Annotated in this window: 28 protein-coding genes; 22 read left to right on the forward strand and 6 right to left on the reverse strand. The window is 67.8% G+C overall.

The genetic code is table 11. The annotated features are described in order from the left end of the window. The first annotated feature begins 243 nt into the window (after window positions 1-243). Window positions 244-1,146: a universal stress protein gene (locus AC1PPL_RS17425; RefSeq protein ID WP_088888399.1), complete on the forward strand. Its 903-nt coding sequence runs from the start codon at window positions 244-246 to the stop codon at window positions 1,144-1,146. Here the strand turns inward: AC1PPL_RS17425 and AC1PPL_RS17430 are convergent. After that, the gene (locus AC1PPL_RS17430) at window positions 1,107-1,541 is read right to left on the reverse strand and encodes a DUF1841 family protein (RefSeq protein WP_041836092.1); all 435 of its coding nucleotides are present in this window, start codon (window positions 1,539-1,541) and stop codon (window positions 1,107-1,109) included. The genes AC1PPL_RS17425 and AC1PPL_RS17430 overlap by 40 nt on opposite strands. 151 nt (window positions 1,542-1,692) lie before the next feature. Between AC1PPL_RS17430 and AC1PPL_RS17435 the strand changes: the two genes are divergently transcribed. After that, window positions 1,693-1,914 carry a hypothetical protein gene (locus tag AC1PPL_RS17435; RefSeq protein WP_015914177.1) on the forward strand — a complete coding sequence of 74 codons (222 nt, stop codon included), beginning with the start codon at window positions 1,693-1,695 and terminating at the stop codon, window positions 1,912-1,914. Between the two features lie 65 nt (window positions 1,915-1,979). Here AC1PPL_RS17435 and AC1PPL_RS17440 read toward each other — a convergent pair whose 3' ends face one another. Further along, the gene (locus tag AC1PPL_RS17440) at window positions 1,980-2,783 is read right to left on the reverse strand and encodes an IclR family transcriptional regulator (protein WP_047349744.1); all 804 of its coding nucleotides are present in this window, start codon (window positions 2,781-2,783) and stop codon (window positions 1,980-1,982) included. 120 nt (window positions 2,784-2,903) lie between these two features. Here AC1PPL_RS17440 and AC1PPL_RS17445 point away from each other — a divergent pair, with 120 nt between their 5' ends. The 5 genes from AC1PPL_RS17445 to AC1PPL_RS17465 all read left to right on the forward strand — a co-directional run bounded on the left by AC1PPL_RS17445 (window position 2,904) and on the right by AC1PPL_RS17465 (window position 7,476). Further along, window positions 2,904-3,599, forward strand: a complete 696-nt coding sequence (locus AC1PPL_RS17445) for a 3-oxoacid CoA-transferase subunit A (RefSeq protein WP_015914175.1) — start codon at window positions 2,904-2,906, stop codon at window positions 3,597-3,599. 27 nt (window positions 3,600-3,626) lie between these two features. Beyond that, window positions 3,627-4,280 carry a 3-oxoacid CoA-transferase subunit B gene (locus AC1PPL_RS17450; protein WP_479973789.1) on the forward strand — a complete coding sequence of 218 codons (654 nt, stop codon included), beginning with the start codon at window positions 3,627-3,629 and terminating at the stop codon, window positions 4,278-4,280. A gap of 75 nt (window positions 4,281-4,355) precedes the next feature. Beyond that, on the forward strand, window positions 4,356-5,567 hold the full coding sequence (pcaF, locus tag AC1PPL_RS17455) for a 3-oxoadipyl-CoA thiolase (RefSeq protein WP_479973790.1): 1,212 nt from the start codon (window positions 4,356-4,358) through the stop codon (window positions 5,565-5,567). 27 nt (window positions 5,568-5,594) lie between these two features. Then, window positions 5,595-6,395, forward strand: coding sequence for a 3-oxoadipate enol-lactonase (pcaD, locus tag AC1PPL_RS17460; protein WP_220637925.1), 801 nt, complete (start codon window positions 5,595-5,597; stop codon window positions 6,393-6,395). 88 nt (window positions 6,396-6,483) lie between these two features. Beyond that, window positions 6,484-7,476 carry a Bug family tripartite tricarboxylate transporter substrate binding protein gene (locus AC1PPL_RS17465; RefSeq protein WP_015914171.1) on the forward strand — a complete coding sequence of 331 codons (993 nt, stop codon included), beginning with the start codon at window positions 6,484-6,486 and terminating at the stop codon, window positions 7,474-7,476. Window positions 7,477-7,598: 122 nt separating this feature from the next. On the opposite strand, the gene kefC is transcribed toward AC1PPL_RS17465, so the two are convergent. Next, complete coding sequence (gene kefC / locus AC1PPL_RS17470; RefSeq protein WP_287805914.1) at window positions 7,599-9,470, reverse strand: glutathione-regulated potassium-efflux system protein KefC; 1,872 nt, start codon at window positions 9,468-9,470, stop codon at window positions 7,599-7,601. Window positions 9,471-9,755: 285 nt separating this feature from the next. On the opposite strand from kefC, the gene AC1PPL_RS17475 reads away from it, so the two are divergent. From AC1PPL_RS17475 to AC1PPL_RS17485, 3 genes are all read left to right on the forward strand, one after another. Continuing rightward, a complete protein-coding gene (locus tag AC1PPL_RS17475; protein WP_011806642.1) occupies window positions 9,756-10,394 on the forward strand; it encodes a LysE family transporter in 639 nt (212 codons plus the stop codon). A gap of 147 nt (window positions 10,395-10,541) precedes the next feature. Next, window positions 10,542-11,162: a ParA family protein gene (locus AC1PPL_RS17480; RefSeq protein WP_287952054.1), complete on the forward strand. Its 621-nt coding sequence runs from the start codon at window positions 10,542-10,544 to the stop codon at window positions 11,160-11,162. Window positions 11,163-11,244: 82 nt separating this feature from the next. Beyond that, on the forward strand, window positions 11,245-11,709 hold the full coding sequence (locus AC1PPL_RS17485) for a MaoC family dehydratase (RefSeq protein WP_011806640.1): 465 nt from the start codon (window positions 11,245-11,247) through the stop codon (window positions 11,707-11,709). Between the two features lie 31 nt (window positions 11,710-11,740). Here the strand turns inward: AC1PPL_RS17485 and AC1PPL_RS17490 are convergent, their stop codons facing one another. Together AC1PPL_RS17490 and AC1PPL_RS17495 are read right to left on the reverse strand one after the other, a co-directional pair. Next, complete coding sequence (locus AC1PPL_RS17490; protein WP_196995029.1) at window positions 11,741-12,229, reverse strand: tRNA (cytidine(34)-2'-O)-methyltransferase; 489 nt, start codon at window positions 12,227-12,229, stop codon at window positions 11,741-11,743. A gap of 90 nt (window positions 12,230-12,319) precedes the next feature. Beyond that, window positions 12,320-13,048, reverse strand: a complete 729-nt coding sequence (locus tag AC1PPL_RS17495; RefSeq protein WP_479973791.1) for a phosphoribosyltransferase family protein — start codon at window positions 13,046-13,048, stop codon at window positions 12,320-12,322. Between the two features lie 35 nt (window positions 13,049-13,083). Here AC1PPL_RS17495 and AC1PPL_RS17500 point away from each other — a divergent pair, with 35 nt between their 5' ends. The 7 genes from AC1PPL_RS17500 (at window position 13,084) to AC1PPL_RS17530 (ending at window position 19,162) form a co-directional block, all read left to right on the forward strand. Beyond that, on the forward strand, window positions 13,084-13,992 hold the full coding sequence (locus tag AC1PPL_RS17500; protein WP_135149425.1) for a class I SAM-dependent methyltransferase: 909 nt from the start codon (window positions 13,084-13,086) through the stop codon (window positions 13,990-13,992). Between the two features lie 423 nt (window positions 13,993-14,415). Further along, the gene (gene coxB, locus AC1PPL_RS17505; protein ID WP_479973792.1) at window positions 14,416-15,585 is read left to right on the forward strand and encodes a cytochrome c oxidase subunit II; all 1,170 of its coding nucleotides are present in this window, start codon (window positions 14,416-14,418) and stop codon (window positions 15,583-15,585) included. Window positions 15,586-15,617: 32 nt separating this feature from the next. After that, entirely contained in the window at window positions 15,618-17,252 is a 1,635-nt protein-coding gene (gene ctaD / locus AC1PPL_RS17510) for a cytochrome c oxidase subunit I (RefSeq protein ID WP_015914164.1), read from the forward strand. 17 nt (window positions 17,253-17,269) lie between these two features. Further along, a complete protein-coding gene (locus tag AC1PPL_RS17515) occupies window positions 17,270-17,380 on the forward strand; it encodes a cytochrome oxidase small assembly protein (protein WP_015914163.1) in 111 nt (36 codons plus the stop codon). A gap of 15 nt (window positions 17,381-17,395) precedes the next feature. Further along, window positions 17,396-18,016: a cytochrome c oxidase assembly protein gene (locus AC1PPL_RS17520; protein ID WP_088888409.1), complete on the forward strand. Its 621-nt coding sequence runs from the start codon at window positions 17,396-17,398 to the stop codon at window positions 18,014-18,016. Further along, the gene (locus AC1PPL_RS17525) at window positions 18,013-18,222 is read left to right on the forward strand and encodes a DUF2970 domain-containing protein (RefSeq protein ID WP_011806631.1); all 210 of its coding nucleotides are present in this window, start codon (window positions 18,013-18,015) and stop codon (window positions 18,220-18,222) included. Before AC1PPL_RS17520 ends, AC1PPL_RS17525 begins: the two co-directional genes overlap by 4 nt. Window positions 18,223-18,280: 58 nt before the next feature. Next, window positions 18,281-19,162 carry a cytochrome c oxidase subunit 3 gene (locus tag AC1PPL_RS17530; protein ID WP_015914162.1) on the forward strand — a complete coding sequence of 294 codons (882 nt, stop codon included), beginning with the start codon at window positions 18,281-18,283 and terminating at the stop codon, window positions 19,160-19,162. 177 nt (window positions 19,163-19,339) lie between these two features. Here the strand turns inward: AC1PPL_RS17530 and AC1PPL_RS17535 are convergent, their stop codons facing one another. Beyond that, window positions 19,340-19,564, reverse strand: a complete 225-nt coding sequence (locus AC1PPL_RS17535; protein ID WP_015914161.1) for a twin transmembrane helix small protein — start codon at window positions 19,562-19,564, stop codon at window positions 19,340-19,342. Window positions 19,565-19,579: 15 nt separating this feature from the next. Here AC1PPL_RS17535 and AC1PPL_RS17540 point away from each other — a divergent pair, with 15 nt between their 5' ends. From AC1PPL_RS17540 to AC1PPL_RS17560, 5 genes are read left to right on the forward strand one after another with little or no spacing between them, the layout of a single operon-like run. Then, entirely contained in the window at window positions 19,580-20,356 is a 777-nt protein-coding gene (locus AC1PPL_RS17540; protein ID WP_479973793.1) for an SURF1 family protein, read from the forward strand. Continuing rightward, window positions 20,298-21,047 carry a thioredoxin domain-containing protein gene (locus AC1PPL_RS17545; RefSeq protein ID WP_011806627.1) on the forward strand — a complete coding sequence of 250 codons (750 nt, stop codon included), beginning with the start codon at window positions 20,298-20,300 and terminating at the stop codon, window positions 21,045-21,047. Before AC1PPL_RS17540 ends, AC1PPL_RS17545 begins: the two co-directional genes overlap by 59 nt. Next, window positions 21,044-22,243, forward strand: coding sequence for a COX15/CtaA family protein (locus AC1PPL_RS17550; protein WP_479973794.1), 1,200 nt, complete (start codon window positions 21,044-21,046; stop codon window positions 22,241-22,243). The genes AC1PPL_RS17545 and AC1PPL_RS17550 overlap by 4 nt, the downstream gene beginning before the upstream one ends. After that, complete coding sequence (gene cyoE / locus AC1PPL_RS17555; protein ID WP_011806625.1) at window positions 22,240-23,160, forward strand: heme o synthase; 921 nt, start codon at window positions 22,240-22,242, stop codon at window positions 23,158-23,160. Before AC1PPL_RS17550 ends, cyoE begins: the two co-directional genes overlap by 4 nt. A gap of 57 nt (window positions 23,161-23,217) precedes the next feature. After that, entirely contained in the window at window positions 23,218-23,781 is a 564-nt protein-coding gene (locus AC1PPL_RS17560) for an SCO family protein (protein ID WP_252102585.1), read from the forward strand. Window positions 23,782-23,823: the final 42 nt, after the last annotated feature.

Here is a 23,823-nt window from a genome sequence, read left to right on the forward strand (position 1 = left end):
CGCAGGATGGGTGTTCTGAAACCAGCTTCGCCGGCCGCAGATCACTAGGCCCGGCGGTTCTCCACTCCTTTCATCCAAGCGTCACGCGTACCGCCGGGCAGCCAGCTCCGGTGCGCTGGGGCCTGCTTGCCGCGCGCGCCGCCGTGCGGCACCCCGGATGCGCACCTTCTTCCCGCCGATGACGCGCCGCTGACGGTCGCTTTTTGCGCCGTTGTTCCCGCTTGTTGACCAGGAGTTTTGACCATGCGCCTTCAGACCATTGTGGCCCTCACCGATTTCTCGACCGCGGCGGAGCATGCGCTTGACCGTGCCGCGCTGTTGGCTGCCGAGCACAAGGCGCGCCTGCATCTTCTGTTCGGTGCGGAGCAGCCGGACCCGAAGTTCGTCGACCCGCAGGCGCGGCTGGAGCAGCGCGCGCGCCAACTGGCGCGCCGCCACGACCTGCCGGTCAAGGCCCTGGCGTACCGCGGCGCCGGCGTGGTGGATGAGGTCTTGCGCGCGGCCGTGGGCGCGGACCTGCTGGTGCTGGATAAGCGCGCGCACCAGGGTGTGGAGCAGTTGTGGCGCGGCGGCACGTTGAGCCAGATCCTGCGGCGCAGTCCGTGCCCCGTGCTGGTGGTGCAGCGTGCGGCGCGCGAGGCTTATGCGCATGTGCTGCTGGCCGTGGATTTTTCGCCGGCGGCCGATGCCATGGTGCGCTACGCGAGCGGACTGGACACTGCCGCTGCGGTGGAGCTGTTCCATGCCGTAGACCTGCGCGATGAGGCCAAGCTGCGCAGTGCCGAGGCATCGGCCCAGGCCGTGCGCGCGTGGCGCGCGCAAATGCAGCGGCATGCGCACGACCGGCTGGTGCGGCTGTCCGATGCCTTCGAGGCGCGGCGCAATCGTGTGGGAATGACCGTCGGCATGGGCGATGTGGCGCGGCAGGTGGCCGTGCAGCAGGAGCGCTCGGGCGCGGAGCTGGTGGCGCTGATGCACCGTCGCCGGGGATGGATGCTGGATCTGCTGCTGGGCAGCGTAGCCCAGCGGCTGCTGGGGGGCGTGGGCTGCGACGTGCTGGTGTACCCGCACGACTACGCAGGCGCCGCACCGCGCGGCACCACGGCTCAGCCCCGCGTGGCGCGCCGCTGGACGCAGGCGATATAGGCGTCGCCGTCGGGTGCCCGACCCGCGCGCTGGGCCTCCCACAGCATGGTGCCCAGGCACTCCATGGCGGCGTGGTGCGCGTCGTGCAACGACCCCAGGCGCGCGGCCAGCAGCTCCACGGCCTGGCGGATGCCGCGCGGCTGGTCGATGCTGCACTGCTCGCTGATCGAGAGGTGCATCGACAAGTGCAGGAAGGGGTTGGTGCGGTCCGGCGTCTCGTCGTAGTTGCGCGCCAGGGCGGTGTCCACATCGGCCAGCTCGGGCTGGTACTCAGGGTGCTCCGCGATCCACAGGCCGGCCAGCGTCTCGATGGCCTCCATGGGCTGGCCGGCCTGCTGCTTGGCATGCGTGGCGCAGAAGAAGCGGCGTACGTCGGCTTGGGTGGGATTGAACATGGATTCCAGAGTAGCATGCAACGCGGCGGCTCTGCCGCGGGATGTCGCGGTGGCCTCCTACGCCGGCGGGGTTACGCCCAGCTCTACAGTAGCGGCGGGCACCGCTGGCGGCTGCCGACCCTACGACCAACATAAAAAAGAGGTGGACACCATGACGGGCATGCGCATTCTGGGCGTGATCTTGCTGATCCTGGGCCTGGCCGGGTTCTTCACCGGGGGCTTCAGCTTCACCAAGGAAACCACGCAGGCCCGCATCGGGCCGCTGGAGCTGTCGGTGAAGGAAAAGGAATCCGTCAATGTGCCGCAATGGCTCAGCATTGGCGCGATCGCCGTGGGCGCCCTGGTGCTGGTGCTCAGCATGCGCAAGCCCTGACGCAGGTTCCATTGCCGGCACGGTTTGCGCCGTGCGGGCGGGCGTTGGCTCAGGTCCTACGTGCGTCAGGGCCGGCGCGTGCCCAGCATGCGCGAGATGGTCTGGGCCGTGGCCAGCAGTTCGGGCAGCAACTGCTCGCGCAGCATTTCGGTGCTGGTGCGATTGGCCTGGCCGCTGATGTTCAGGGCCGCCACCACCTGGCCCGCCCGGTTCTTGAGTGGCGCTGCCACCGAAATCAAACCCTCTTCCAGTTCCTGGTCCACCAAGCACCAGCCCTGGGCGCGTGCCTGGGCGATGCGCGCGAGCAGCGTCGCATCGTCCAGCACCGTGTGGCGCGTGAACTGCTGGCGCGGCAGCGCGGACAGCCGGGCGCGCAGGTCCTGCTCGGGCAGCTCGGCCAGCAGCACGCGGCCCAGCGACGTCCAGAACGCCGGCAGGCGTGAGCCCACGGCCAGGTTGGTGCTCATGATCTTGTGGGTGTGTACGCGCAGCACATAGACGATGTCCAGCCCGTCCAGTACGGCGGCGGAGCAGGACTCGTGCACGCGGTCGGTGAGGGCCTCCATCAGCGGCTCGGCCAGGTCCCAGATGGGCATGGAACTGAGGTAGGCAAAGCCCAGGTCCAGGATGCGCGGCGTGAGGCGGAACAGCCGGCCATCGCTCTCCAGATACCCGAGCGTCTGCAGCGTCAGCAAGATGCGGCGCGCGCCTGCGCGCGTCAGGCCGGTGCGTGCCGCGACTTCGCTCAGGGTCTGCTGCGGCGCCGCCGCGCTGAAGGAACGGATCACCTCCAGCCCGCGTGCAAACGACTGCACGTAGCTATCCCCCGGCTTGTGGGTATTACTTACGGAAAGGGGGGTGTCATCCATGGCAGTTCGTCCTAAAATTCATTATACGAACATTTGTTCTATATACGAACAAAGTGACACGATCACGACAACCGGCCCGGCCCGGGCCGGCTCCTTTTCCCCTCACTGGACCAGCAACACATGATCAACAAGATTGCGGATTCCGTTGCCGAGGCGCTCGCGGGCGTGCAGGACGGCGCCACCGTACTGATTGGCGGCTTTGGCACTTCGGGCAACCCCATTGAACTGATCAACGGCCTGATCGCCCAAGGCGCGCGCGACCTCACCGTGGTCAACAACAACGCCGGCAACGGCGATGCCGGCCTGGCCGCGCTGCTCAAGAGCGGGCAGGTGCGCAAGATCATCTGCAGCTTCCCGCGCCAGGTGGACAGCTATGTGTTCGACGAGCTGTACCGCAGCGGCAAGATCGAACTGGAACTGGTGCCCCAGGGCAACCTGGCCGAGCGCATGCGCGCCGCGGGCGCCGGCATCGGCGCCTTCTTCTGCCCCACGGCCTATGGCACGCAGCTGGCCGAAGGCAAGGAAACCCGCGAGATCAACGGCAAGCACTACGTGCTGGAGTACCCCATCTACGGCGATGTGGCCTTGGTCAAGGCCGAGAAGGGCGACCGCTGGGGCAACCTGACCTACCGCATGTCGGCGCGCAACTTCGGCCCCGTGTGCGCCATGGCGGCCAAGTACACCGTGGCGACCGTGCACGAACTGGTGGAGCTGGGCGAGATGGACCCCGAGGCCGTGGTCACCCCCGGCATCTACGTGAGCAAGGTCGTCCAGGTGCCGCGCGTGGCCACCCAGGCCGGTGGATTCAAGAAGTAAAGCCCGTTCAGCCCAAGGAGATACAGCGTGAGCAGCTATCAAAAACGAACCAAGGACGAACTGGCCGCACGAGTGGCCCAGGACATCTTCGACGGTGCCTATGTGAACCTGGGCATCGGCCAGCCGACCCTGGTGGCCAACCACATCCCCGCAGGCCGCGAGGTGGTGCTGCATTCCGAGAACGGCATCCTGGGCATGGGCCCCGCGCCCGCCAAGGGCCAGGAAGACTATGACCTGACCAACGCCGGCAAGCAGCCCGTGACGCTGCTGCCCGGCGGCTGCTACTTCCACCATGCCGACAGCTTCTCGATGATGCGCGGCGGCCACCTGGACATCTGCGTGCTGGGCGCCTTCCAGGTGTCGGCCACGGGCGACCTGGCCAACTGGAGCACCGGCGAGCCCGGCGCCATTCCCGCCGTGGGCGGCGCCATGGACCTGGCCGTGGGCGCCAAGTCCACCTGGGTGATGATGGATCTGGTCAGCAAGACCGGCGAATGCAAGGTGGTCCAGGCCTGCAGCTACCCCCTGACGGGCCTGGCCTGCGTCAAGCGCATCTACACCGACCTGTGCACGCTGGAATGCACGCCCCAGGGCCTGCGCCTGATCGACACCGTGCCCGGCCTCTCGCACGAGGAGCTGGAGCGCATCGTCGGCCTGCCGATCCAGCACGCACAGCAATAAGTACCAAAACGGCCTCCAGCGCTTGATGGACAAGCGCTGGCAGCTCACTTTTTTGATATTCCCCTCGGAGACACCATGAGCAACGCCCGCCAAGCCTTCATCTGCGACGCGATCCGCACCCCCTTCGGCCGCTACGGCGGCGCCCTCTCCAGCGTGCGCACCGACGACCTGGGCGCGTTGCCCATCAAGGCGCTGATGGAGCGCAACCCCGGCGTGGACTGGGCGGCCGTGGATGACGTGCTGTATGGCAACGCCAACCAGGCCGGCGAGGACAACCGCAACGTGGCGCGCATGTCCAGCCTGCTGGCCGGCCTGCCCATCGACGTGCCCGGCGCCACCATCAACCGCCTGTGCGGCTCGGGCCTGGACGCCGTGGGCTCCGCCGCGCGCGCCATCAAGTCGGGCGAGGCGCGCTTGATGATCGCTGGCGGCGTCGAGTCCATGAGCCGCGCGCCCTTCGTGATGCCCAAGGCGGAAAGCGCCTTCAGCCGCAGCAACGCGGTGTACGACACCACCATCGGCTGGCGCTTCATCAACAAGCTGATGAAGACTCAATACGGCGTGGACTCCATGCCCGAGACGGCCGAGAACGTGGCCGACGATTTCAAGATCGAGCGCGAGGCCCAGGACCGCATGGCCCTGGCCAGCCAGCAAAAGGCCGCCGCCGCGATGGCCGCCGGCTATCTGGCCAAGGAAATCGTCAACGTCGTCATTCCCCAGAAGAAGGGCGACGCCGTCGTGGTCAGCCAGGACGAGCATCCGCGCGCCACCACGCTGGAGGCGCTGGCCAAGCTCAAGGGCGTGGTGCGCGAGGGCGGCACCGTCACGGCCGGCAACGCCAGCGGCGTGAACGACGGCGCCTGCGCCCTGCTGCTGGCCGATGAGGCGGCCGCCCAGCAATACAACCTGGTGCCCCGCGCCCGCGTGGTGGGCATGGCCGTGGCCGGCGTGGCGCCGCGCATCATGGGCTTTGGCCCCGCGCCCGCCGTGCGCAAGGTGCTGGCCCAGACCGGCCTGACGCTGGACCAGATGGACGTGATCGAGCTGAACGAAGCCTTCGCCGCACAGGGCCTGGCCGTGCTGCGCGACCTGGGTGTTGCCGATGACGACAAGCGCGTCAACCAGTGGGGTGGCGCCATCGCCCTGGGCCACCCGCTGGGAGCCTCGGGCGCACGCCTGGCTACCACCGCCGTGAACCAGCTGCACACGCTGGGCGGCCGCTACGCGCTGTGCACCATGTGCATCGGCGTGGGCCAGGGCATCGCCGTGGTGCTGGAGCGCGTGTAAGCGCGCGGCGTGACCCGAGGAGCGAGCATGAACAAGCAAGAACGCTGGGTGGACGTGCAAGGCGGGCGCCTGCGCGTGTGCGTGCAAGGCCCCGAGGGCGCCCCGGCCCTGGTGTTTTCCAACTCCCTGGGCACCACGCTGGAGATGTGGGACGCGCAGGCCGCGCGCTTCGCCCAGGACTTCCGCGTGGTGCGCTACGACACGCGCGGCCACGGCGCGAGCGTGGTGACACCCGGCCCTTACACCTTCGAACTGCTGGGCGGCGACGTGGTCGCGGTGCTGGATGCGCTGCGGATCGAGCGTGCGCACTTCTGCGGCATCTCCATGGGCGGCTTCACGGGCCTGTGGCTGGGCGTGCACCAGCCCCAGCGCCTGCTGAGCCTGGCCGTGTGCAACAGCGCCGCCAAGATCGGCACGGCCGAAGGCTGGCAGGCCCGCGCCGCGCTGGTGCGCGAAAAGGGCCGTGACGCCATGGCGGAGCTGGCCGCATCGTCACCCGCGCGCTGGTTCACCCCAGCCTTCTGCGCGGCCGAGCCGGACGTGGTGCTGCGCGCGCAGAGCTGGATTGCCGGCATCGCCCCCGAGGGCTATGCCGCCTGCTGCGAAGCCCTGGCGCTGGCCGACCTGCGCTCGCAGGTCGGTGGCATCGACGTGCCCACGCTGATCGTGGCTGGCAGCGCCGACCCCGTGACCACCGTGGCCGACGGCCGCTTCATGCAGGCGGCCATTGCCGGTGCGCGGCTGGCCGAGGTGCCGGCTTCGCACCTGTCCAACCTGGAAGCGCCGCAGGCCTTTGACGAGGCCCTGGCGCAGTTCCTGCGCGGCTGAGACCGCAGGTAGCGATGCAGTGCGGCTTGCTGCGCTGCCCACGCCGCTCCCTTCCATTCATCCAATCCTAGAGAAAGAGGAAACAAGCATGACCAACCTTCATCACACCACCCGCCGCACGCTGCTGGCCTCCCTGGCCGTGGCCGCCGCCGGCGCGCTGCCCCTGGGCGCCCTGGCGCAGAACTTCCCCACCAAGCCCATCACCATCATCGTGCCATTCTCGGCCGGCGGCACCACCGACATCCTGGCGCGCATCGTGGGCCAGGGCCTCACCACCGAGCTGGGCCAGTCCGTCGTGGTGGACAACAAGCCCGGCGCGGGCGGCAACATTGGCGGATCGCTGGCCGCCAAGGCCGCAGCCGACGGCTACACCCTGTTCATGGGCACGGTGGGCACGCACGCCATCAACCAGTCGCTGTACAAGAAGATGCCCTTCGACCCGGTGAAGGACTTTGCGCCGCTGTCGCGCGTGGCCACGGTGCCCAACCTGCTGGTGGCCCACCCCAGCCAGCCGTTCAAGACCGTGAAGGAAATGATCGCCTACGCCAAGGCCAACCCCGGCAAGATCACGTTTGGCTCGCCCGGCAGCGGCGCGTCGCCCCACGTATCGGGCGAGCTCTTCAAGAGCATGACCGGCACCGACCTGCTGCACATCCCCTACAAGGGCAGCGCCCCCGCCATGACCGACCTGCTGGGCGGCCAGACCTCCGTCATGTTCGACAACATGCCTTCGGCCATACAGCACGTGCGCTCGGGCAAGCTGCGCCCCATCGCCGTGACCACCGCCAAGCGCTCGCCCGAGCTGCCTGACGTGCCGACCATCGCCGAAGCCGGCGTGCCCGGCTACGAGGCAACGTCCTGGTTCGGCATGTTTGCCCCGGCCGGCACGCCCAAGCCGGTGCTGGACAAGCTGCACGCCGCGCTGATCAAGGTGCTGAACCAGGCCGACGTGAAGAAGAAGATCGCCGAGCAGGGCGGTGACGTGGTGGCCGAGACACCCGCGCAGTTCGCCGCCTTCATCAAGGCCGAAAGCGTGAAGTGGGGCAAGGTGGTGAAGGAGTCCGGCGCGACGGCCGACTGACCCTTCGCTGAGCGGTTCAGCCGCTTACCCCTCCCTCACACGGCGTGTGGAGGGGTAGCGGTAATCTGCTATTGATACGAGAGCTTGTAGCGCTTGATAGGCGGGCGCTACAGGCTCTTTTGTTATGGAGCCTTGGGTGCCTGGGGCACATCGGGCGGCAGGCCGGCGCCAGCCTCCGCCGCGGCCATGCGTTCCTGGCGCTCCTTGGCCATCTGCTCCACCAGCTGGGCGCGGCCCTGCTTGGCGACGGCGATCATGGCCTCGCGGTCGTTGTGGTGCTCGTACATGCGGTTGGACAGCGCCATGTTGTGCGCGCGGAAGCGCTCGGCCAAGGTGTCGGCCTCTTGCGGCGACAGGCCGTTGAGCTCCAGCACGGTGCGTGCGGTGCGTAGGCTGGACTCGAACACCTCGCGTTCCACATGCTCCACGCCCAGATCGCGCAGCGCGTGCCAGTGCGTCACGTCGCGCGCGCGCGCCACGATCTGCAACTGAGGAAAGTGCTTCTTCGCCAGTTGCACGATCTTGAGCGACTGCTCCGGCGCGTCCACCGCCACCACCAGGATGCGCGCATGCTCGGCGCCGGCCATGCGCAGCAGGTTCACGCGCGTGGCGTCGCCATAGAACACGCGGTAGCCAAAGGTGTGGGCCACCTCCAGCATCTCCACGCTGTGGTCCAGCACCGTGGCGGGCACGCCCTGCGCCAGCATCATGCGCGCCACGATCTGCCCATAGCGCCCGAAGCCGGCAATGATCACCGGGGCCGACTGCGGCTCGGAGATCTCCTGCGCCTGCGGGGCGGTCTTCAGCGTGGCAAAGCGCTTGAGCAGCACCCGGTCCAGCAACACCAGCAGCAGCGGGCTGATCAGCATGGACAAGGCTACCGCGCCGATCAGCAGCGACGCCATCTCGGCCGGAATCGCGCGAAAGCCCGCGCCGGCCTGGAACACCACGAAGGCGAACTCGCCGCCCTGCGCCAGCAGCAGCGTGAACACCGGCCGCTCCTGGTAGGGCATGGCGGTCACGCGCGCCAGCGTCCAGATCACCAGTGCCTTGATGCCCAGGAAGCCCAGCAGCAGCGCCAGCATGCCCCAGGGCGTGCGCAGGATCACGCCGAAGTCGATGCTCATGCCCACCGCGATGAAGAACAGGCCGAGCAGCAGTCCCTTGAAGGGCTCGATGTCGGTCTCCAGCTCGCGGCGGAACTCGCTGTCGGCCAGCAGCACGCCGGCAAGGAACGCGCCCAGCGCCATCGACAGGCCCACCGACAGCATCAGCATGGCGATGCCCACCACCAGGAACAGCGAGGTGGCGGTGAAGATCTCGGGCGTCTTGCTCTTGGCGATCCAGCGCAGCAGCGGGCGCAGCGCGAGCCGCCCGCCGAGCACGATGGCGCCCACCACGCCCAGGATCTTGGCCGCCTCCAGCAGCAGCTCCTGCACTTCGTGCGGATGGTCCAGCTCGGCCGCGCGCGCGGCCACGCCCAGCAGCGGCAGCAGCGCCAGGATGGGGATCGCCGCCACGTCCTGGAACAGCAGGATCGAGAAGGCCTTCTGCCCGCTGTCCGTGCGCATCAGGTTGCGCTCGTGGATCACCTGCAGCGCGATGGCGGTGGACGACAGCGCCAGCCCCAGCGCACCCACCAGCCCCACGCGCCATGGCAGCCCGAACGCCCAGGCCGCGGCCCACAGCAGTGCAGCGCAGCCCACCATCTGGGCCGTGCCCAGGCCGAAGATGGGGCGGCGCAGGCTCCACAGGCGGCTGGGTTGCAGCTCCAGCCCCACCAGAAACAGCATCAGCACCACGCCGAACTCCGCGAAATGCAGGATGTCCTGCACATTGCTCACCAGCGCCAGGCCCCAGGGGCCGATGGCGATGCCCGCGGCCAGGTAGCCGATAATGGCGCCCAGCCCCAGCGCGCGGGCGATGGGGACGGCGATCACGGCCGCGGCGAGATAGGTGAATCCGTAGGTGAGCCAGACGGGGGCTTGGGCCATGGTGTGCAGGAAGAGGGCGCGAAAGTGATGCGGGGAAGTGTGTGCGCCGCACTCGGGCGCGGGCAGAAATTGTGCACCCGGCCCGCGGGCGGCGCAGGCGCGGGGGGCCGCCGGGCGGGCAGGGTGCCGTGGATGCTCTTGTTTTGATAGCTGTTAGCGCTGGATGGAGAAGCGCTAGACCGCGTTTTCATGCCGGACGCCAGAGGACCGCCGCGCAGCGTGCCGGCTGCGTCGGCCGATAGAATCGCCGCATTCCTTCCCCCTCATTTCCCAACGGACCACGACATGGACTGGCATACCTGGATGGCTTTTTTTGCGGCGTCGTGGGTGATCGCCATCTCGCCGGGCTCGGGCGCCGTGCTGTCCATGAGCCACGGGCTGTCCTACGGCGTGCGCAAGGCGGGCGCCACGATCCTGGGGCTGGAGCTAGGCCTGCTGCTGATCCTGGTGGTGGCCGGCGCCGGCGTGGGCTCGCTGCTGGTGGCGTCGGAACTGGCCTTCAGCATCGTCAAGGTGCTGGGTGCGTGCTACCTGATCTACCTGGGCTTCATGCAGTGGCGCGCGGGCGCCGCCGGCACGCTGCAGGGCGACCTGCAGGCGCAGCCCGCGAGCTGGCGCCGCCGCGTGCTCACCGGCCTGCTGACCAATGCCACCAACCCCAAGGGCATCATCTTCATGGTGGCCGTGCTGCCGCAGTTCATGACCGACACGCGCCCGCTGTGGAGCCAGCTGCTGGTGATGGCCGTCACCATGCTCTCGGTGGACCTGATCGTGATGAACGGCTACGCCGCCAGCGCCAGCGCGCTGCGCACGCTGATGCGCAGCGGACGCGCCATGCGCACGCAGAACCGCGTGTTTGGCGGCCTGCTGATGCTGGTGGGCGCAGGGCTGTTTTTCGTCAAGCGCGGCACACAGCACGGGTAGTCGCTGGTTTGCTATTTTTATAATAGCTATTAGCGCTTGACGGACGGGCGCTAAGGCCTGTTTTTGCTTATGTGGAGCCAGCGGCCGCGACCGCCGGCACTACGATGCGGGCTGGCCCCGCGCGGGTACGGAACACAGGAGGCAGGCATGACCGTGGTCGCAGTTGCAAATCCCAAGGGCGGCGTGGGCAAGTCCACGCTGGCCACCAACATCGCAGGCTACTACGCCAGCCGCGGGCATGCGGTGGTACTGGGCGATGTGGACCGCCAGCAGTCCGCGCGGCTGTGGCTGCAGCAACGCCCGGCCGCGGCGCGCCCCATCGGCGCGTGGGACATTGAGCCCGATCGCTTCGACAAGCCGCCCAAGCACGCCACCCACGCCGTGCTCGACACGCCCGCGGGCCTGCACGGCTGGCGGTTGAAGGACATGCTCAAGCTGGCCGACCGTATCATCGTGCCGCTGCAGCCCAGCGTGTTCGACATCTTCGCCACGCGCCAGTTTCTGGACGAGCTGGCAGCGCACCGTCGCAGCGCGGGCGTGCCGATCGGCATCGTGGGCATGCGCGTGGACGCGCGCACCATCGCGGCGGACAAGCTGCATGCCTTCGTGGACAGCCTGGGCCTGCCGGTGCTGGGCTACCTGCGCGACACGCAGAACTACATCCACCTGGCGGCGCACGGCCTGTCGCTGTTCGATCTGTCGCCCGGCCGCGTGGCGCGCGATCTGGAGCAGTGGCAGGGCATCTGCGCCTGGCTGGACGGCGCCTGACGCGCGCGCTGGCCGAGTTCCAGCGCCAGGGCTGTCGCGGTGCCGACAGGCGCCCGCGCGCGCAGGCCGCTACAGTGGCCGCATGAAAACCTTCCGCAGCTATTCCGAAGTGGCCTCCTGTGTCGGGCAGGAAGTGGCCGTCACCGACTGGGTGGAAGTCACCCAGGCGCAGATCGACCGGTTTGCCGACGCCACGGGCGACCACCAGTGGATCCATGTGGACCCGCAGCGCGCAGCGCAGGGGCCGTTCGGCACCACCATCGCGCACGGCTTTCTGACACTGTCGCTGCTGCCGCGCTTCATGGAGGCATCGTTTGCCATCACCGGCGCGCGCATGGGCGTGAACTACGGGCTCAACCGGGTGCGCTTCCCCGCTCCCGTGCCCGTGGGCAGCCGGCTGCGCGCGCACATGGTGCTGGCAGCGGCCGAGCCCGTCGCGCCCGACGGCATGCAGATGACCTGGGAGGTGACCCTGGAGCGCGAGGGCGGCGACAAGCCCGTGTGCGTGGCCGAGGCGCTGGTACGCAGCTACGGCGCACCCGCCTGACGGGGCTGCGCCGGGGGCCTGCCGGTCCGGTTCAGGCAGGCTGGGTCTGCGTGGGCGGAATGAGAAAGCTGTTTTGCCGCCACGCCTCGTAGACCGTCACGGCCACGGCGTTGGACAGATTCAGGCTGCGCTGGTTGGGCAGCATCGGCAGGCGCAGGCGCTGCGCGGGCGGGAACGTCTCGCGCAGTTCCGGCGGCAGGCCGCGCGATTCGGCGCCGAACACGAACCAGTCGCCCGGCAGGAAGCCCGTGTCGTACACCGACTGCGTGCCATGGGTGGTCAGCGCGAACATGCGCGACAGGTCGGGCTGCATGTCGCGCAGCAGGGCCGTCCAGCCCGGGTGGCGGCGCACCTCGGCGTACTCGTGGTAGTCCAGTCCCGCGCGGCGCATGAGAGGGTCTTCCATGGAGAAGCCCAGCGGTTCCACCAGATGCAGCATGCAGCCGGTATTGGCGGCCAGGCGGATCACGTTGCCGGTGTTGGGCGGAATCTCAGGCTCGACGAGGACGATGTGAAACATGGTGGCTATTGTCGGCGGCCCGCGGGTGGCGGGCTGACGGATGAGGCGGCAGATGGTAATGAATCGTATACCGGCGGCCATGCCCGCGCGTCACGGCGTGCGGGCCAGCACCAGCGCGCAGACCTGCAGCGCACCCGCATCGCGCAGGGGCGCTGCGGCCGCATGCAGCGTGGCGCCGGTGGTCATCACGTCGTCCACCAGCAGCACCCGCTTGCCGGCCAGTTGCGCGGCCCGCAGCGGGTCGGGCACGAAGGCGCCGCGCAGGTTGCGCAGCCGTTCGGCACGCGCCAGGTGGCTCTGCGCCTCGGTATCGCGCACGCGCAGCAGCATCCGCGCGTGCACCTGTGGATGGCCCAGCGCGCGCGCCAGCAGCAGGGCCTGGTTGTAGCCGCGCTGGCGCAATCGCTCGGGTGACAGCGGCACGGGCAACACCAGGTCGGCCTGGGCCAGCGCTGCCTGCGCGCCTGGGGCACGCGCCATCAGTTGCGCCAGGGCGCCGGCCCAGCCGGGCTCCGCATGGAACTTGAACTGGGCCAGCAGGTCGGCCCAAGGAAAGGCGTAGCTCACTGCGGCCACGCAGGCATCCAGCGGCGGTGGGTGGCGCAGGCAGTCGCCGCACTGCGCGACGCCGTGGGGCAGCAACCGCGCGCAGGTGGCGCAGCGCGGGAGCGGCGGAGCAAACTGCATGCGGCAGGCGTCGCACACGGGGCGTGCGGGCCAGGCACGGCAGACCGCGCAGCGGCTGGGCACTGCCGCGCCCATGCGGGCCAGGCCGCGCGATATCCCTGCCAGGTGCGTGGCCAGATGCGTGAACAGCATGGGCTCAATATACTCGCGGCCATTTGCGGCCCGCCATGTCCGAACACCTTCCGCCCACCATCGACCCGGTCGCCGCTGCACGCTGGCATGCCATGGTGCCCGAGGTCTCGCCCTGGTTGCACGAAGAGGTGGCGCAGCGCATGCAGGAGCGGCTGCAGTGGATCGTGCAGGCGCCGCAGGCCTGGTGCGACTGGGATCCGCTGCGCGGCGGCGTGCAGGGCCATGGCCTGGTGGGGCAGCATTTCGAACAAGCCACCAGCCATATCACCGAGACTTCATCACCCGCGGGGGAGGCGCTGGCGCGCGTGCGCTTCGCAAAGCCCTGGTGGAGCCCCGCGCGCTGGTCCGCGGCGGCGCCGCGCTTCGGGGTGCCGCCCGAGGGCAGCGTGCAGATGCTGTGGTCCAACATGGCCCTGCACATGGCGGCGGACCCGCAGGCGCTGATCACCCAGTGGCATCGGGCACTGGCGGTGGACGGTTATCTGATGTTCTCGTGCCTGGGCCCTGACACGCTGCGCGAGCTGCACGCGCTGTATGCCGAGCTGGGCTGGCCCGCCGCCGGCCACGCCATGACCGACATGCACGACTGGGGCGACATGCTGGTGCATGCGGGGTTTGCCGAGCCTGTCATGGACATGGAACGCATCACGCTCACCTTTGCCACGCCCGAGCGGCTGCTGCAGGAGCTGCGCGGCCTGGGGCGCAACCTGCATCCGCAGCGCTTTCCCGCGTTGCGCGGGCGCCACTGGCGCCAGCGACTGGAAGAGGCGCTGGCCCAGCGGCTGGCCGATCCTCGCCATGAGGGGCAGCTTGCATTGACCTTCGAGGTCGTCTACGGCCATGCCTTCAAGCCCGCGCCCCGCGTGCGCGTGGAGGGCAGCAGCGCGGTGTCGCTGCAGGACATGCGCGCCATGCTCCACGCAGGACGCACGCTGCCGCGCTGAGGGGGCTGCAGCGCAATTTGCGCTGTCAATGACCTCAATCAATGCAGGCTACAATTCTTTAAGATTGCAGATTCGGAACTCTCTTGGCGCGCCTGCATCGGGTGGTCGCCCGCGGCCGGCGTCGCGTCTTCTGGAGTTCTGATGGCGCCACGCGGCGCTCTCAGGCCTCCTTTCTGCGTCACTTCTTGGCAGTGTTCTCTCGGGACTAACGTGTATTGCAGCCATGTCCCGTGCTGGGCATGCTGAATGCGATCAAGAGAGTCCGTGTTGGACTGCGGAGACAACAGGCTGCCAGGAAAGCGGTCTGGACTGATTGGTGAAAGCGGGTGCACGGCATGCCCGCATGGCTTTGTGCGCCGCTTGACCCCACGCAGGCGCGCACCGAGGGATTGGTCAATTGGAGCTTAGAAGTAAGTGAGAACTATGAAGAGCATTTCCAACAAGCTGGCTTCTGGGCTGCTGATGGCCGGAGCATGGGTGGGCATGGCGGCCCATGCGGTTCAGAGCCTGCCCGGCGGCCCTGCGGTGAACCAGCTGAACTTGCACCCCCCCGTGACCAAGATCGCCGAGGAGCAGCACTTCCTGCATTGGATGATGCTCATCATCTGCACGGTGATCTTCGTCGGCGTGTTCTCGGTGATGTTCTATTCGATCTGGAAGCACCGCAAGTCGCGCGGCGCCCAGGCCGCCAATTTCCACGAGTCCGTCACCGTCGAGGTGGTCTGGACGGTGATCCCCTTCATCATCGTGGTCCTCATGGCCCTGCCGGCCACCAAGGTGCTGGTGGCGCAAAAGGACACGACCAATGCCGACCTCACGGTGAAGGTGACCGGCTACCAGTGGAAGTGGGGCTACGACTATCTGTCGGGCGAGGGCGAGGGCCTGTCTTTCATCTCCACGCTGGACAGCAGCCATCGCCGGATGTCCGACAGTGGCAACGTGGCCAATGCACCAGCCGACTACCTGCTGAAGGTGGACGCACCCCTGGTGGTGCCGGTGGGCAAGAAGGTGCGCGTGATCACCACGGCCAACGACGTGATCCACGCCTTCATGGTGCCGGCGTTCGGCATCAAGCAGGACGCGATCCCCGGCTTCGTGCGCGACACGTGGTTCCGCGCGGAAAAGGTGGGCGACTACTACGGCCAGTGCGCCGAGTTGTGCGGCAAGGAGCACGCCTACATGCCGATCCACGTCAAGGTAGTGTCCGCACAGGAATACACGCAGTGGGTGGATGGCGAGAAAAAGAAGGCCGCCGCCAAGCTGGACGACCCCAGCAAGGTCTGGACGCTGGACGCGCTGCTGCCGCGCGGCGAGAAGGTCTACGCCGCCAACTGCGCCGCCTGTCACCAGGCCAACGGCAAGGGGGCCGGCCCCATCAAGCCGCTGGACGGTTCGGCCATCGTCACAGACGCCGACCACGCCAAGCAGATCCAGGTGGTGCTCAAGGGCGCTGCCAACGGCGCCATGCCCGCCTGGGCGCAGCTCAGCGACACCGATCTGGCCGCCGTGGTGACCTACACCAAGAACGCCTGGTCCAACAAGACGGGTCAGCTGGTGCAGCCGTCTGAAATCGTGGCCCAGCGCGGCAAGTGAACCGCAACGCCCAACGCATTGAGGAATCGAACATGAGCGCAGTTCTGGACAATCACGGGCACGCCGGCGGCCACGCACACGACCACGGTGACCACCACCACGGCCCCACCGGCTGGCGCCGTTGGGTGTTTGCCACCAACCACAAGGACATCGGGACGCTGTACCTGCTGTTCTCGTTCACCATGCTGATGATCGGCGGCGTGCTCGCGCTGCTGATCCGTGCCGAGCTGTTCCAGCCCGGGCTGCAGGTGGTGAACCCCGAGCTGTTCAACCAACTCACCACCATGCACGGGCTGATCATGGTGTTCGGCGCCATCATGCCGGCCTTCGTGGGTTTCGCGAACTGGATGATCCCGCTGCAGATCGGCGCGTCCGACATGGCGTTCGCACGCATGAACAACTTCAGCTTCTGGCTGATGATCCCCGCGGCCATCATGCTGGTGTCGTCGTTCTTCATGCCCGGTGGCGCGCCTGCCGCGGGTTGGACGCTGTATGCGCCGCTGACGCTGCAGATGGGGCCGTCCATGGACGTGGGTATCTTCGCCATGCACATCCTGGGCGCCAGTTCCATCATGGGCTCGATCAACATCATCGTGACCATCCTGAACATGCGCGCCCCGGGCATGACGCTCATGAAGATGCCCATGTTCGCCTGGACCTGGCTGATCACGGCCTACCTGCTGATCGCCGTGATGCCCGTGCTGGCCGGCGCGATCACCATGACGCTGACCGACCGCCACTTCGGCACCAGCTTCTTCAACCCGGCTGGCGGCGGCGACCCGGTGATGTACCAGCACATCTTCTGGTTCTTCGGCCACCCCGAGGTGTACATCATGATCTTGCCGGCCTTCGGCATCATCAGCCAGGTCGTGCCCGCCTTTAGCCGCAAGAAGCTGTTCGGCTACGCCTCCATGGTGTACGCCACCTCGTCCATCGCGATCCTGTCGTTCATCGTGTGGGCGCACCACATGTTCACCACGGGCATGCCAGTCACGGGCCAGCTGTTCTTCATGTACGCCACGATGCTGATCTCCGTGCCCACCGCCGTGAAGATCTTCAACTGGACGGCGACCATGTGGCGCGGCTCCATGACCTTCGAAACGCCCATGCTCTGGGCCGTGGGCTTCATCTTCGTGTTCACCATCGGCGGCTTCACGGGCCTGATCCTGGCCATGGCGCCGATCGATATCCAGCTGCAGGATACCTACTACGTGGTGGCCCACTTCCACTACGTGCTGGTGGCCGGTTCGTTGTTCGCCATGTTCTCGGCCTACTACTACTGGAGCCCCAAGTGGACGGGCATCATGTACTCGGAGACGCGCGGCAAGATCCACTTCTGGGGTTCGCTGATCACCTTCAACATCACCTTCTTCCCCATGCACTTTCTGGGGTTGGCCGGCATGCCGCGCCGCTATGCCGACTACCCCATGCAGTTTGCCGACTTCAATGCGCTGGCGTCCGTCGGGGCACTGGGCTTTGGACTGATGCAGGTGTACTTCTTCCTGTTCGTCGTGCTGCCGGCCATGCGCGGGCGGGGCGTGAAGGCGCCGCAAAAGCCCTGGGAAGCCGCTGAAGGCCTCGAATGGGAAGTGCCGTCGCCCGCGCCATTCCACACCTTTGAAGTGCCGCCCAAGCTGGACGCTACGGCCACGCGGGTGATCGGCTGACATTGCGGGAGATCGCCATGACCACGCCGGAGCAAAGAAAGTCCAACCTGCGCATGGCGCTGATCCTGGCGTCGGTGGCGGCGGTGTTCTTCATCGGATTCATGGTGAAGATCGCCTGGCTGCATTGACGAAAGGGCGGGACCATGGGTGCGCGTAGCGAGAACCTGAAGATGGTGGGCAAGCTGGCCGTGGTGACGGTCGGCATGTTCGCCTTCGGCTACGTGCTGATCCCGATCTACAAGCACATTTGCGAGATGACGGGCATCAACATCTTGTCGCTGTCGGAGCGGCAGGTGCCCGGCAACGGCACGGCCGGCCGCAACGCCCAGGTGCCCGCCAACAGCCAGGTGGACAAGACCCGCCTCATCACTGTGGAGTTCGATGCGAACGCGCGTGGTCCGTGGCAGTTCCGGCCCGCGCAGCGCTCTGTGCAGGTGCACCCGGGCGAGCTGGCCACGGTGATGTATGAGTTCCAGAACGTGCAGGACCGCCGCATGGCCGCGCAGGCCATCCCCAGCTATGCGCCGCGCCAGGCGGCCGCCCACTTCACCAAGCTGGAGTGCTTCTGCTTCAACCAATACACCCTGGAGCCCGGCGAGAAGAAGGAATGGCCCGTGGCCTTCGTGATCGACCCGCGCCTGTCCAAGGACGTCACCACGATCACGCTGTCCTACACCTTCTTCGAAGTCGGCGGCAAGACACCGGCCGCGCCCCAGTCCACGGCCGCCGCACTGCCGGCGACTTCCGCGGAGGCCGGTTCATGAGCCCCACGCCCCCGCGTCCGCCACGCAAGGGATCGCTGTTGCGCACCCTGCGTGCCGTGGCATGGTCGCTGATCGGGTTGCGCAAGGGGGAGCAGTACCAGCGCGACCAGGAGACGCTGCAGCCGCTGCACATCGTGTTCGTGGGATTGGTCGCTCTGTTTGTGCTGGTGCTGCTGCTGATCGGACTGGTGAACTGGATTGCTTGAGGCCTGTCGCCGCTGATAACAACGAGACAACCGAGAACTTTGAGAACGAGGAGCTGAAATGAGTGCATCTACCCACGGCACGACGCCTTACTACTACGTCCCCGCGGAGTCTCGCCACCCCGTGCTGGCGGCGGCGGGGTTGTTCTTTGTCCTCCTCGGCGCGAGCCAGTGGATCAACGGCCATGACTGGGGCAAGTATTCGCTGGCCTTCGGCCTGGCGTGGTGGCTGTTCGTGCTGTACCAGTGGTTCCGCGATGCCGCGCGCGAGAGCGAGGGCGGGCTGTATGGCCGCAAGATCGACATCTCGTACCGCTGGAGCATGAGCTGGTTCATCTTCTCGGAGGTGATGTTCTTCGGTGCTTTCTTCACCGCGCTGTGGTGGGCGCGTGCGCATTCCGTGCCGGCCCTGGGCAGCCTGGACAACGCGCTGCTGTGGCCCGACTTCAAGGCGGTCTGGCCCAGCCTGGCGGCCGGGGCGACCGCCTCGCCGGCCAACACCGTGGAGCCGTTCCAGACCGTGGGGCCATTCTGGCTGCCCACCATCAACACCGCGCTGCTGCTGACGTCGGGCGTTACGCTCACCATCGCCCACCACGCGCTGCGCGAAGGCCAGCGCGCCAAGACGATCGGCTTCATGTGGGTCACGGTGCTGCTGGGTTTCGTGTTCCTGTGCGTGCAGGGCTACGAGTACTTCCACCTCTACACCGACCTGAACCTCAAGCTCACCTCGGGCGTGTTCGGCTCCACCTTCTTCATGCTCACGGGCTTCCACGGTTTCCACGTGTTCGTGGGCATGCTGATGCTGCTGTTCATCACGCTGCGCCTGCACAGCGGCCACTTCACGGCCGAGCGCCACTTCGGCTTCGAGGGCGCGGCCTGGTACTGGCACTTCGTGGACGTGGTCTGGCTGGGCCTGTACATCCTGGTGTATTGGATGTAATCCCGTCTCCGGATCGGGAAAAAGCGCCGCAAGGCGCTTTTTTTACGCGGAGGTGGTTGCTTCAAAAACAGGAGCTGCCTGCGCTTGATAGATAAGCACTTTGGATATAAATACTATTGAAAGCCCTGTGCACCAAGCGCAAGGCGCTCACTTTTTTGATGGCCATCGGCGTGCGCCTCAGCGCACTGCGGCGGGCAGCCCGGTTGGCTGGATGTACCCCAGCTTCCAGGCCAGCAGCAGGCACAGGAACAGCACGATGGACAGCCCCACGCGCAGCCCCAGCGCGCGGGCCATGCGCTTGCCCTGCTGCCGGTCGTCGCCCTTGCCGCGCATCATGAAAAACAGCGCCGAGCCCAGGCTTGCGATGATGGCGAGAAACGCCAATGCCACCAGAATCTTCATGAGGCCCATTATCCGGTGAACCCTGCCCGACAACCCTTCGGCCTGCGCTTCTGGCTGGTGACCCTCGCGGCGCTGGTCGCCATGGTGGTGACCGCGTCCCTGGGCCGCTGGCAGCTATCGCGTGCCGCGCAGAAGACCGCGCTGCAGGCGGCCATGGACGAACGCCAGTCCCGCGCACCGCTGCAGGGTGCCGAACTGGCACAGGCGCTGCAGTCGGCATCGCAGGAGGCCACCGCGCCGCTGCTGCACCGCCGCGCAGAGCTGCGCGGCCAGTGGCTCCCCGAGGCCACGGTGTTCCTGGAGAACCGCCAGATGTACGGGCGTCCGGGCTTTTTCGTGTTCACGCCCCTGCAACTGGCGGACAGCCCGCGCGTGGTGCTGGTACAGCGCGGCTGGGCGCCGCGCAACTTCCTGGAGCGCACGCGCCTGCCGGAGATCACCACCCCTGCCGGACCAGTGCAGTTGGAGGGGCGGCTCGCCGGCCCGCCGGCGCGGCTGTACGAGTTCACCCCCACCGCCCAGGGCGAGGGGTCTTCGCGCATCCGGCAGAATCTGGACCTGGCCGCCTATGGGGCCGAGACCGGCCTGGCGCTGGCGCCCCTGACCGTCGTGCAGAACGGCGCCGCCAGCGACGGGCTGCAGCGCGACTGGGCGCCCATCGACAGCGGCGTCGACAAGCATTACGGCTACGCATTCCAATGGTTCGGGCTTTGCGGCCTGGTGGCAATCCTCTATGTCTGGTTCCAATTCGTCCGACGCTTCCTTCGCCCAGGCCGCCAGCGTGGTGCCTGAGACCGGCGGCCAGCAGCCGCTGGGCCTCACGGTGCACAGCCTGCCCCAGGCCGGCGATGCCATGGCGGCGCTGCAGCGCTCGCGCAGCGGCCGCTGGCAGATGCTGGGGCTGTTGCTGGTGTGCGCGGCGCCCGTGATCGCTTCGTACTTCACCTATTACGTGCTGCGTCCCGAGGGCCGGCGCAACTTTGGTGAGCTCATCGAACCCCAGCGCGCCTTGCCCGCGCAGGCCGCAGCCACCGCATTGGACGGCACGGCGCATACGCTGGGCGAGCTGCGTGGCCAGTGGCTGCTGGTGAGCGTGGCACCCGGCGCCTGCGACGACGGCTGCCGCAACAACCTGTACCTGCAGCGCCAGTTGCGCGAAACCATGGGCCGCGAGAAGGAGCGCATGGACTGGGTCTGGCTGGTGTCCGACGGCGCCGTGCCCCCGGCGGAGATCGCCCCCGGCCTGCAGGGCGCCACCGTGCGCCGCGTGGATGCCGCCACCTTGGCCACCTGGCTGCAACCCGCGCCCGGCCATACGCTGGAAGAACACCTGTACGTCGTAGACCCGCAGGGCCACTGGATGATGCGCTTTCCCGCGCGGCTGGACCGCGCTGGCGCGGCCAAGGCCAAGCGCGACCTCGACCGGCTGCTGCGCGCCTCGGCATCGTGGGACCAGCCGGGCCGTTTGCAGGAGGCCCCGTGACGGACATGCAGCCGCTGTACGACCTGGCGCCGGCCCTGGAGCTGATGGCACTGGGCATCGTGATCGCCCTGGGCCCGCTGGCCTGGGTGTGGTGGCGCGGGCGCGGCAACACGCCGGTGCGGCGTCTGCAGGCGCTCACCGTGCTCACGCTGTTCCTCACCTTCGACCTGGTGCTGTTCGGCGCCTTCACGCGCCTGACGGACTCCGGCCTGGGCTGCCCTGACTGGCCGGGCTGCTACGGCAACGCCAGCCCCGTGGGCGCGCGTGCGGAGATTTCCGCCGCACAGGAAGCCATGCCCACCGGCCCCGTCACCCACGGCAAGGCCTGGGTGGAGATGATCCACCGTTACCTTGCCACCGGCGTGGGCGTGCTGATCATCGCGCTCACCGTGGGCGCGTGGCGCCAGCGCCGCGCAGCCGCACAGTTGCCTCAGTTGGCAGGGGCGGCGCCTGCGCTGAGCCCCTGGTGGCCCACCGCCACGCTGGTGTGGGTGTGCCTGCAGGGCGCTTTCGGCGCGCTCACCGTGACCATGAAATTGTTCCCCGCCATCGTGACGCTGCACCTCATCGGCGGGCTGGTGCTGTTGGCGCTGCTGTGCGTGCAGGCCGTGCGCCAGACGCAGATGACGCAGGGCGTGGTGCCCGTGGCGCTGCCACGCGGCCTGCGCTGGCTGCTGGGCGTGACGGCGGCGCTGGTGGCGCTGCAGGTCGTGCTGGGGGGCTGGGTCAGCACCAACTACGCGGTGCTGGCCTGCACCACCTTTCCGCAGTGCCAGGGCAGCTGGTGGCCCGAAATGGCGTTTGCCGAGGGCTTTCAGGTCTGGCGCGCGCTGGGCCTGCTGCAGGACGGCAGCCACATCAGCTTCGCCGGGCTCACGGCCATCCACTATGTGCACCGGCTCGCGGCCTACCTGGTGCTGGCGGCGCTGATGGTGCTGGCCTGGCGCCTGCGCCGCGCGGGCGTGTTGCGCGACCCGGCGCGCTGGCTCGCCGGCCTGGCGCTGCTGCAGTTTGTCACCGGCCTGTCCAACGTGGTGCTGGACTGGCCGCTGGTGGCCGCCGTGCTGCACACGGGCGGCGCTGCCGCGTTGGTGGTGGTGCTGACCTGGGCGCTCACGGCCAGCCGCGCCACCGCCGGCGCCACGGCTTCGCAGCCGCGCGCCGGTGCCGATTCCGTCAAGAGAGTTTCCGCATGAGTGCCGCTCCTGCTCCCGCCCCCGCCGCCGCAGCGCCGCGCGCTCTGCCGTCGCGGCTGTCCCAGTTCTACGCGCTGACCAAGCCGCGTGTGGTGCAGCTGATCGTGTTCTGCGCCTTCATCGGCATGGTGCTGGCCGTGCCGGGCATGCCCAGCGGCGCGCAGTGGGCGTTGATGGCCGTGGCCAGCGCGGGCATCTGGCTCGTGGCCGGTGCGGCGGCGGCGTTCAACTGCATCGTGGAGCAGGGCATCGACGCCAAGATGAAGCGCACGGCCTGGCGCCCCACGGCCAAGGGCGAGCTGTCCAACACGCAGACGCTGCTGTTCTCGGCGCTGCTGTGCGCGGCGGGCTCGGCGCTGCTGTACTGGTGGGTCAACCCGCTGACCATGTGGCTGACCTTCGCCACGTTTGTCGGCTATGCGGTGATCTACACGGTGATCCTCAAGCCGCTCACGCCGCAGAACATCGTGATCGGCGGCGCCAGCGGCGCCATGCCGCCCGTGCTGGGCTGGGCCGCGATGACCGGCGAGGTGGGTCCCGAGGCACTGATCCTGTTCCTCATCATCTTCCTGTGGACGCCGCCGCACTTCTGGGCTCTGGCGCTGTACCGCGTGGAGGACTATCGCAAGTCCGGCCTGCCCATGCTGCCCGTCACCCACGGCAACGAGTTCACGCGCCTGCAGGTGTTTCTCTATACCTTGATCCTGTTCGCAGGCTGCCTCATGCCTTTCGTGTACGGTATGAGTTCGTGGATCTACCTTGCAGCCGCCGTGGTGCTGAGCGCGGGCTTTTGCCTGTACGGCTTCCGGCTGTGGCGCGACTACTCCGACACGCTGGCGCGCAAGACCTTTCGTTTCTCGCTGATCCACCTGAGCCTGCTGTTCGCGGCGCTGCTGGTGGACCACTACCTCCTGTGAAGCAAGCTTATGGATAAACGTGATGCTCTGAAAAAAATAGCTGCTGGCGCTCTATGGATGGGCGTTGCAGGCACTTTTGCCGCGTGTTCTCCGAAGGCGCCCAAGTTCCAGGGGGTGGACCTCACGGGCGCCGAGTACGCGCGCGACCTGCAGTTGACCGACCACAACGGCCAGCAGCGCAGCCTCAAGGACTTCGCGGGCAAGGTGGTGGTGGTGTTCTTCGGCTACACGCAATGCCCGGACGTTTGCCCCACGTCGATGTCCGAACTGGCCGACGTCAAGCGCGCCCTCGGCGCGGACGGCGACAAGCTGCAAGGCATCTTCGTCAGCGTGGACCCCGAGCGCGACACGCCCGAGGTACTCAAGGCCTACATGGCCAACTTCGATCCCAGCTTCCTCGCGCTGCGCGGCACGCCCGAGCAACTGGCCGCCGTGGCCAAGGACTTCAAGATCTACTACAAGCGCGTGGAAGGCCAGACCCCCACGAGCTACACCATGGACCATTCCGCCGGCAGCTATGTCTACGACCCCGCCGGCCGCCTGCGCGTGTACCACCGCTACGGCAGTGGGGCACAGAGCCTGGCGGCCGACGTGCGCGCGCTGCTGGACGAAACGCGCTGATTCCACGCGCTCCACGCGCCCAGGGGCTGGCGTGTGGCAAAA

This window comes from Diaphorobacter sp. B2A2W2, assembly GCF_056730635.1.

Bases quoted from the DNA above. Each gene is read 5' to 3' on its own strand.
- AC1PPL_RS17485 (WP_011806640.1), top strand. From the start codon at position 11,245: ATGAAAACCTTCCGCAGCTATTCCGAAGTGGCCTCCTGTGTCGGGCAG.
- AC1PPL_RS17535 (WP_015914161.1), bottom strand. From the start codon at position 19,564: ATGAAGATTCTGGTGGCATTGGCGTTTCTCGCCATCATCGCAAGCCTG.
- kefC (WP_287805914.1), bottom strand. From the start codon at position 9,470: ATGGCCCAAGCCCCCGTCTGGCTCACCTACGGATTCACCTATCTCGCC.
- AC1PPL_RS17475 (WP_011806642.1), top strand. From the start codon at position 9,756: ATGGACTGGCATACCTGGATGGCTTTTTTTGCGGCGTCGTGGGTGATC.
- cyoE (WP_011806625.1), top strand. From the start codon at position 22,240: ATGAGTGCCGCTCCTGCTCCCGCCCCCGCCGCCGCAGCGCCGCGCGCT.
- AC1PPL_RS17435 (WP_015914177.1), top strand. From the start codon at position 1,693: ATGACGGGCATGCGCATTCTGGGCGTGATCTTGCTGATCCTGGGCCTG.
- AC1PPL_RS17480 (WP_287952054.1), top strand. From the start codon at position 10,542: ATGACCGTGGTCGCAGTTGCAAATCCCAAGGGCGGCGTGGGCAAGTCC.
- AC1PPL_RS17425 (WP_088888399.1), top strand. From the start codon at position 244: ATGCGCCTTCAGACCATTGTGGCCCTCACCGATTTCTCGACCGCGGCG.
- AC1PPL_RS17465 (WP_015914171.1), top strand. From the start codon at position 6,484: ATGACCAACCTTCATCACACCACCCGCCGCACGCTGCTGGCCTCCCTG.
- AC1PPL_RS17545 (WP_011806627.1), top strand. From the start codon at position 20,298: ATGTCTGGTTCCAATTCGTCCGACGCTTCCTTCGCCCAGGCCGCCAGC.
- AC1PPL_RS17430 (WP_041836092.1), bottom strand. From the start codon at position 1,541: ATGTTCAATCCCACCCAAGCCGACGTACGCCGCTTCTTCTGCGCCACG.
- AC1PPL_RS17445 (WP_015914175.1), top strand. From the start codon at position 2,904: ATGATCAACAAGATTGCGGATTCCGTTGCCGAGGCGCTCGCGGGCGTG.
- AC1PPL_RS17520 (WP_088888409.1), top strand. From the start codon at position 17,396: ATGGGTGCGCGTAGCGAGAACCTGAAGATGGTGGGCAAGCTGGCCGTG.
- AC1PPL_RS17500 (WP_135149425.1), top strand. From the start codon at position 13,084: ATGTCCGAACACCTTCCGCCCACCATCGACCCGGTCGCCGCTGCACGC.
- AC1PPL_RS17560 (WP_252102585.1), top strand. From the start codon at position 23,218: ATGGGCGTTGCAGGCACTTTTGCCGCGTGTTCTCCGAAGGCGCCCAAG.
- AC1PPL_RS17530 (WP_015914162.1), top strand. From the start codon at position 18,281: ATGAGTGCATCTACCCACGGCACGACGCCTTACTACTACGTCCCCGCG.
- AC1PPL_RS17490 (WP_196995029.1), bottom strand. From the start codon at position 12,229: ATGTTTCACATCGTCCTCGTCGAGCCTGAGATTCCGCCCAACACCGGC.
- pcaD (WP_220637925.1), top strand. From the start codon at position 5,595: ATGAACAAGCAAGAACGCTGGGTGGACGTGCAAGGCGGGCGCCTGCGC.
- AC1PPL_RS17515 (WP_015914163.1), top strand. From the start codon at position 17,270: ATGACCACGCCGGAGCAAAGAAAGTCCAACCTGCGCATGGCGCTGATC.
- AC1PPL_RS17525 (WP_011806631.1), top strand. From the start codon at position 18,013: ATGAGCCCCACGCCCCCGCGTCCGCCACGCAAGGGATCGCTGTTGCGC.
- ctaD (WP_015914164.1), top strand. From the start codon at position 15,618: ATGAGCGCAGTTCTGGACAATCACGGGCACGCCGGCGGCCACGCACAC.
- coxB (WP_479973792.1), top strand. From the start codon at position 14,416: ATGAAGAGCATTTCCAACAAGCTGGCTTCTGGGCTGCTGATGGCCGGA.
- AC1PPL_RS17495 (WP_479973791.1), bottom strand. From the start codon at position 13,048: ATGCTGTTCACGCATCTGGCCACGCACCTGGCAGGGATATCGCGCGGC.
- AC1PPL_RS17440 (WP_047349744.1), bottom strand. From the start codon at position 2,783: ATGGATGACACCCCCCTTTCCGTAAGTAATACCCACAAGCCGGGGGAT.
- pcaF (WP_479973790.1), top strand. From the start codon at position 4,356: ATGAGCAACGCCCGCCAAGCCTTCATCTGCGACGCGATCCGCACCCCC.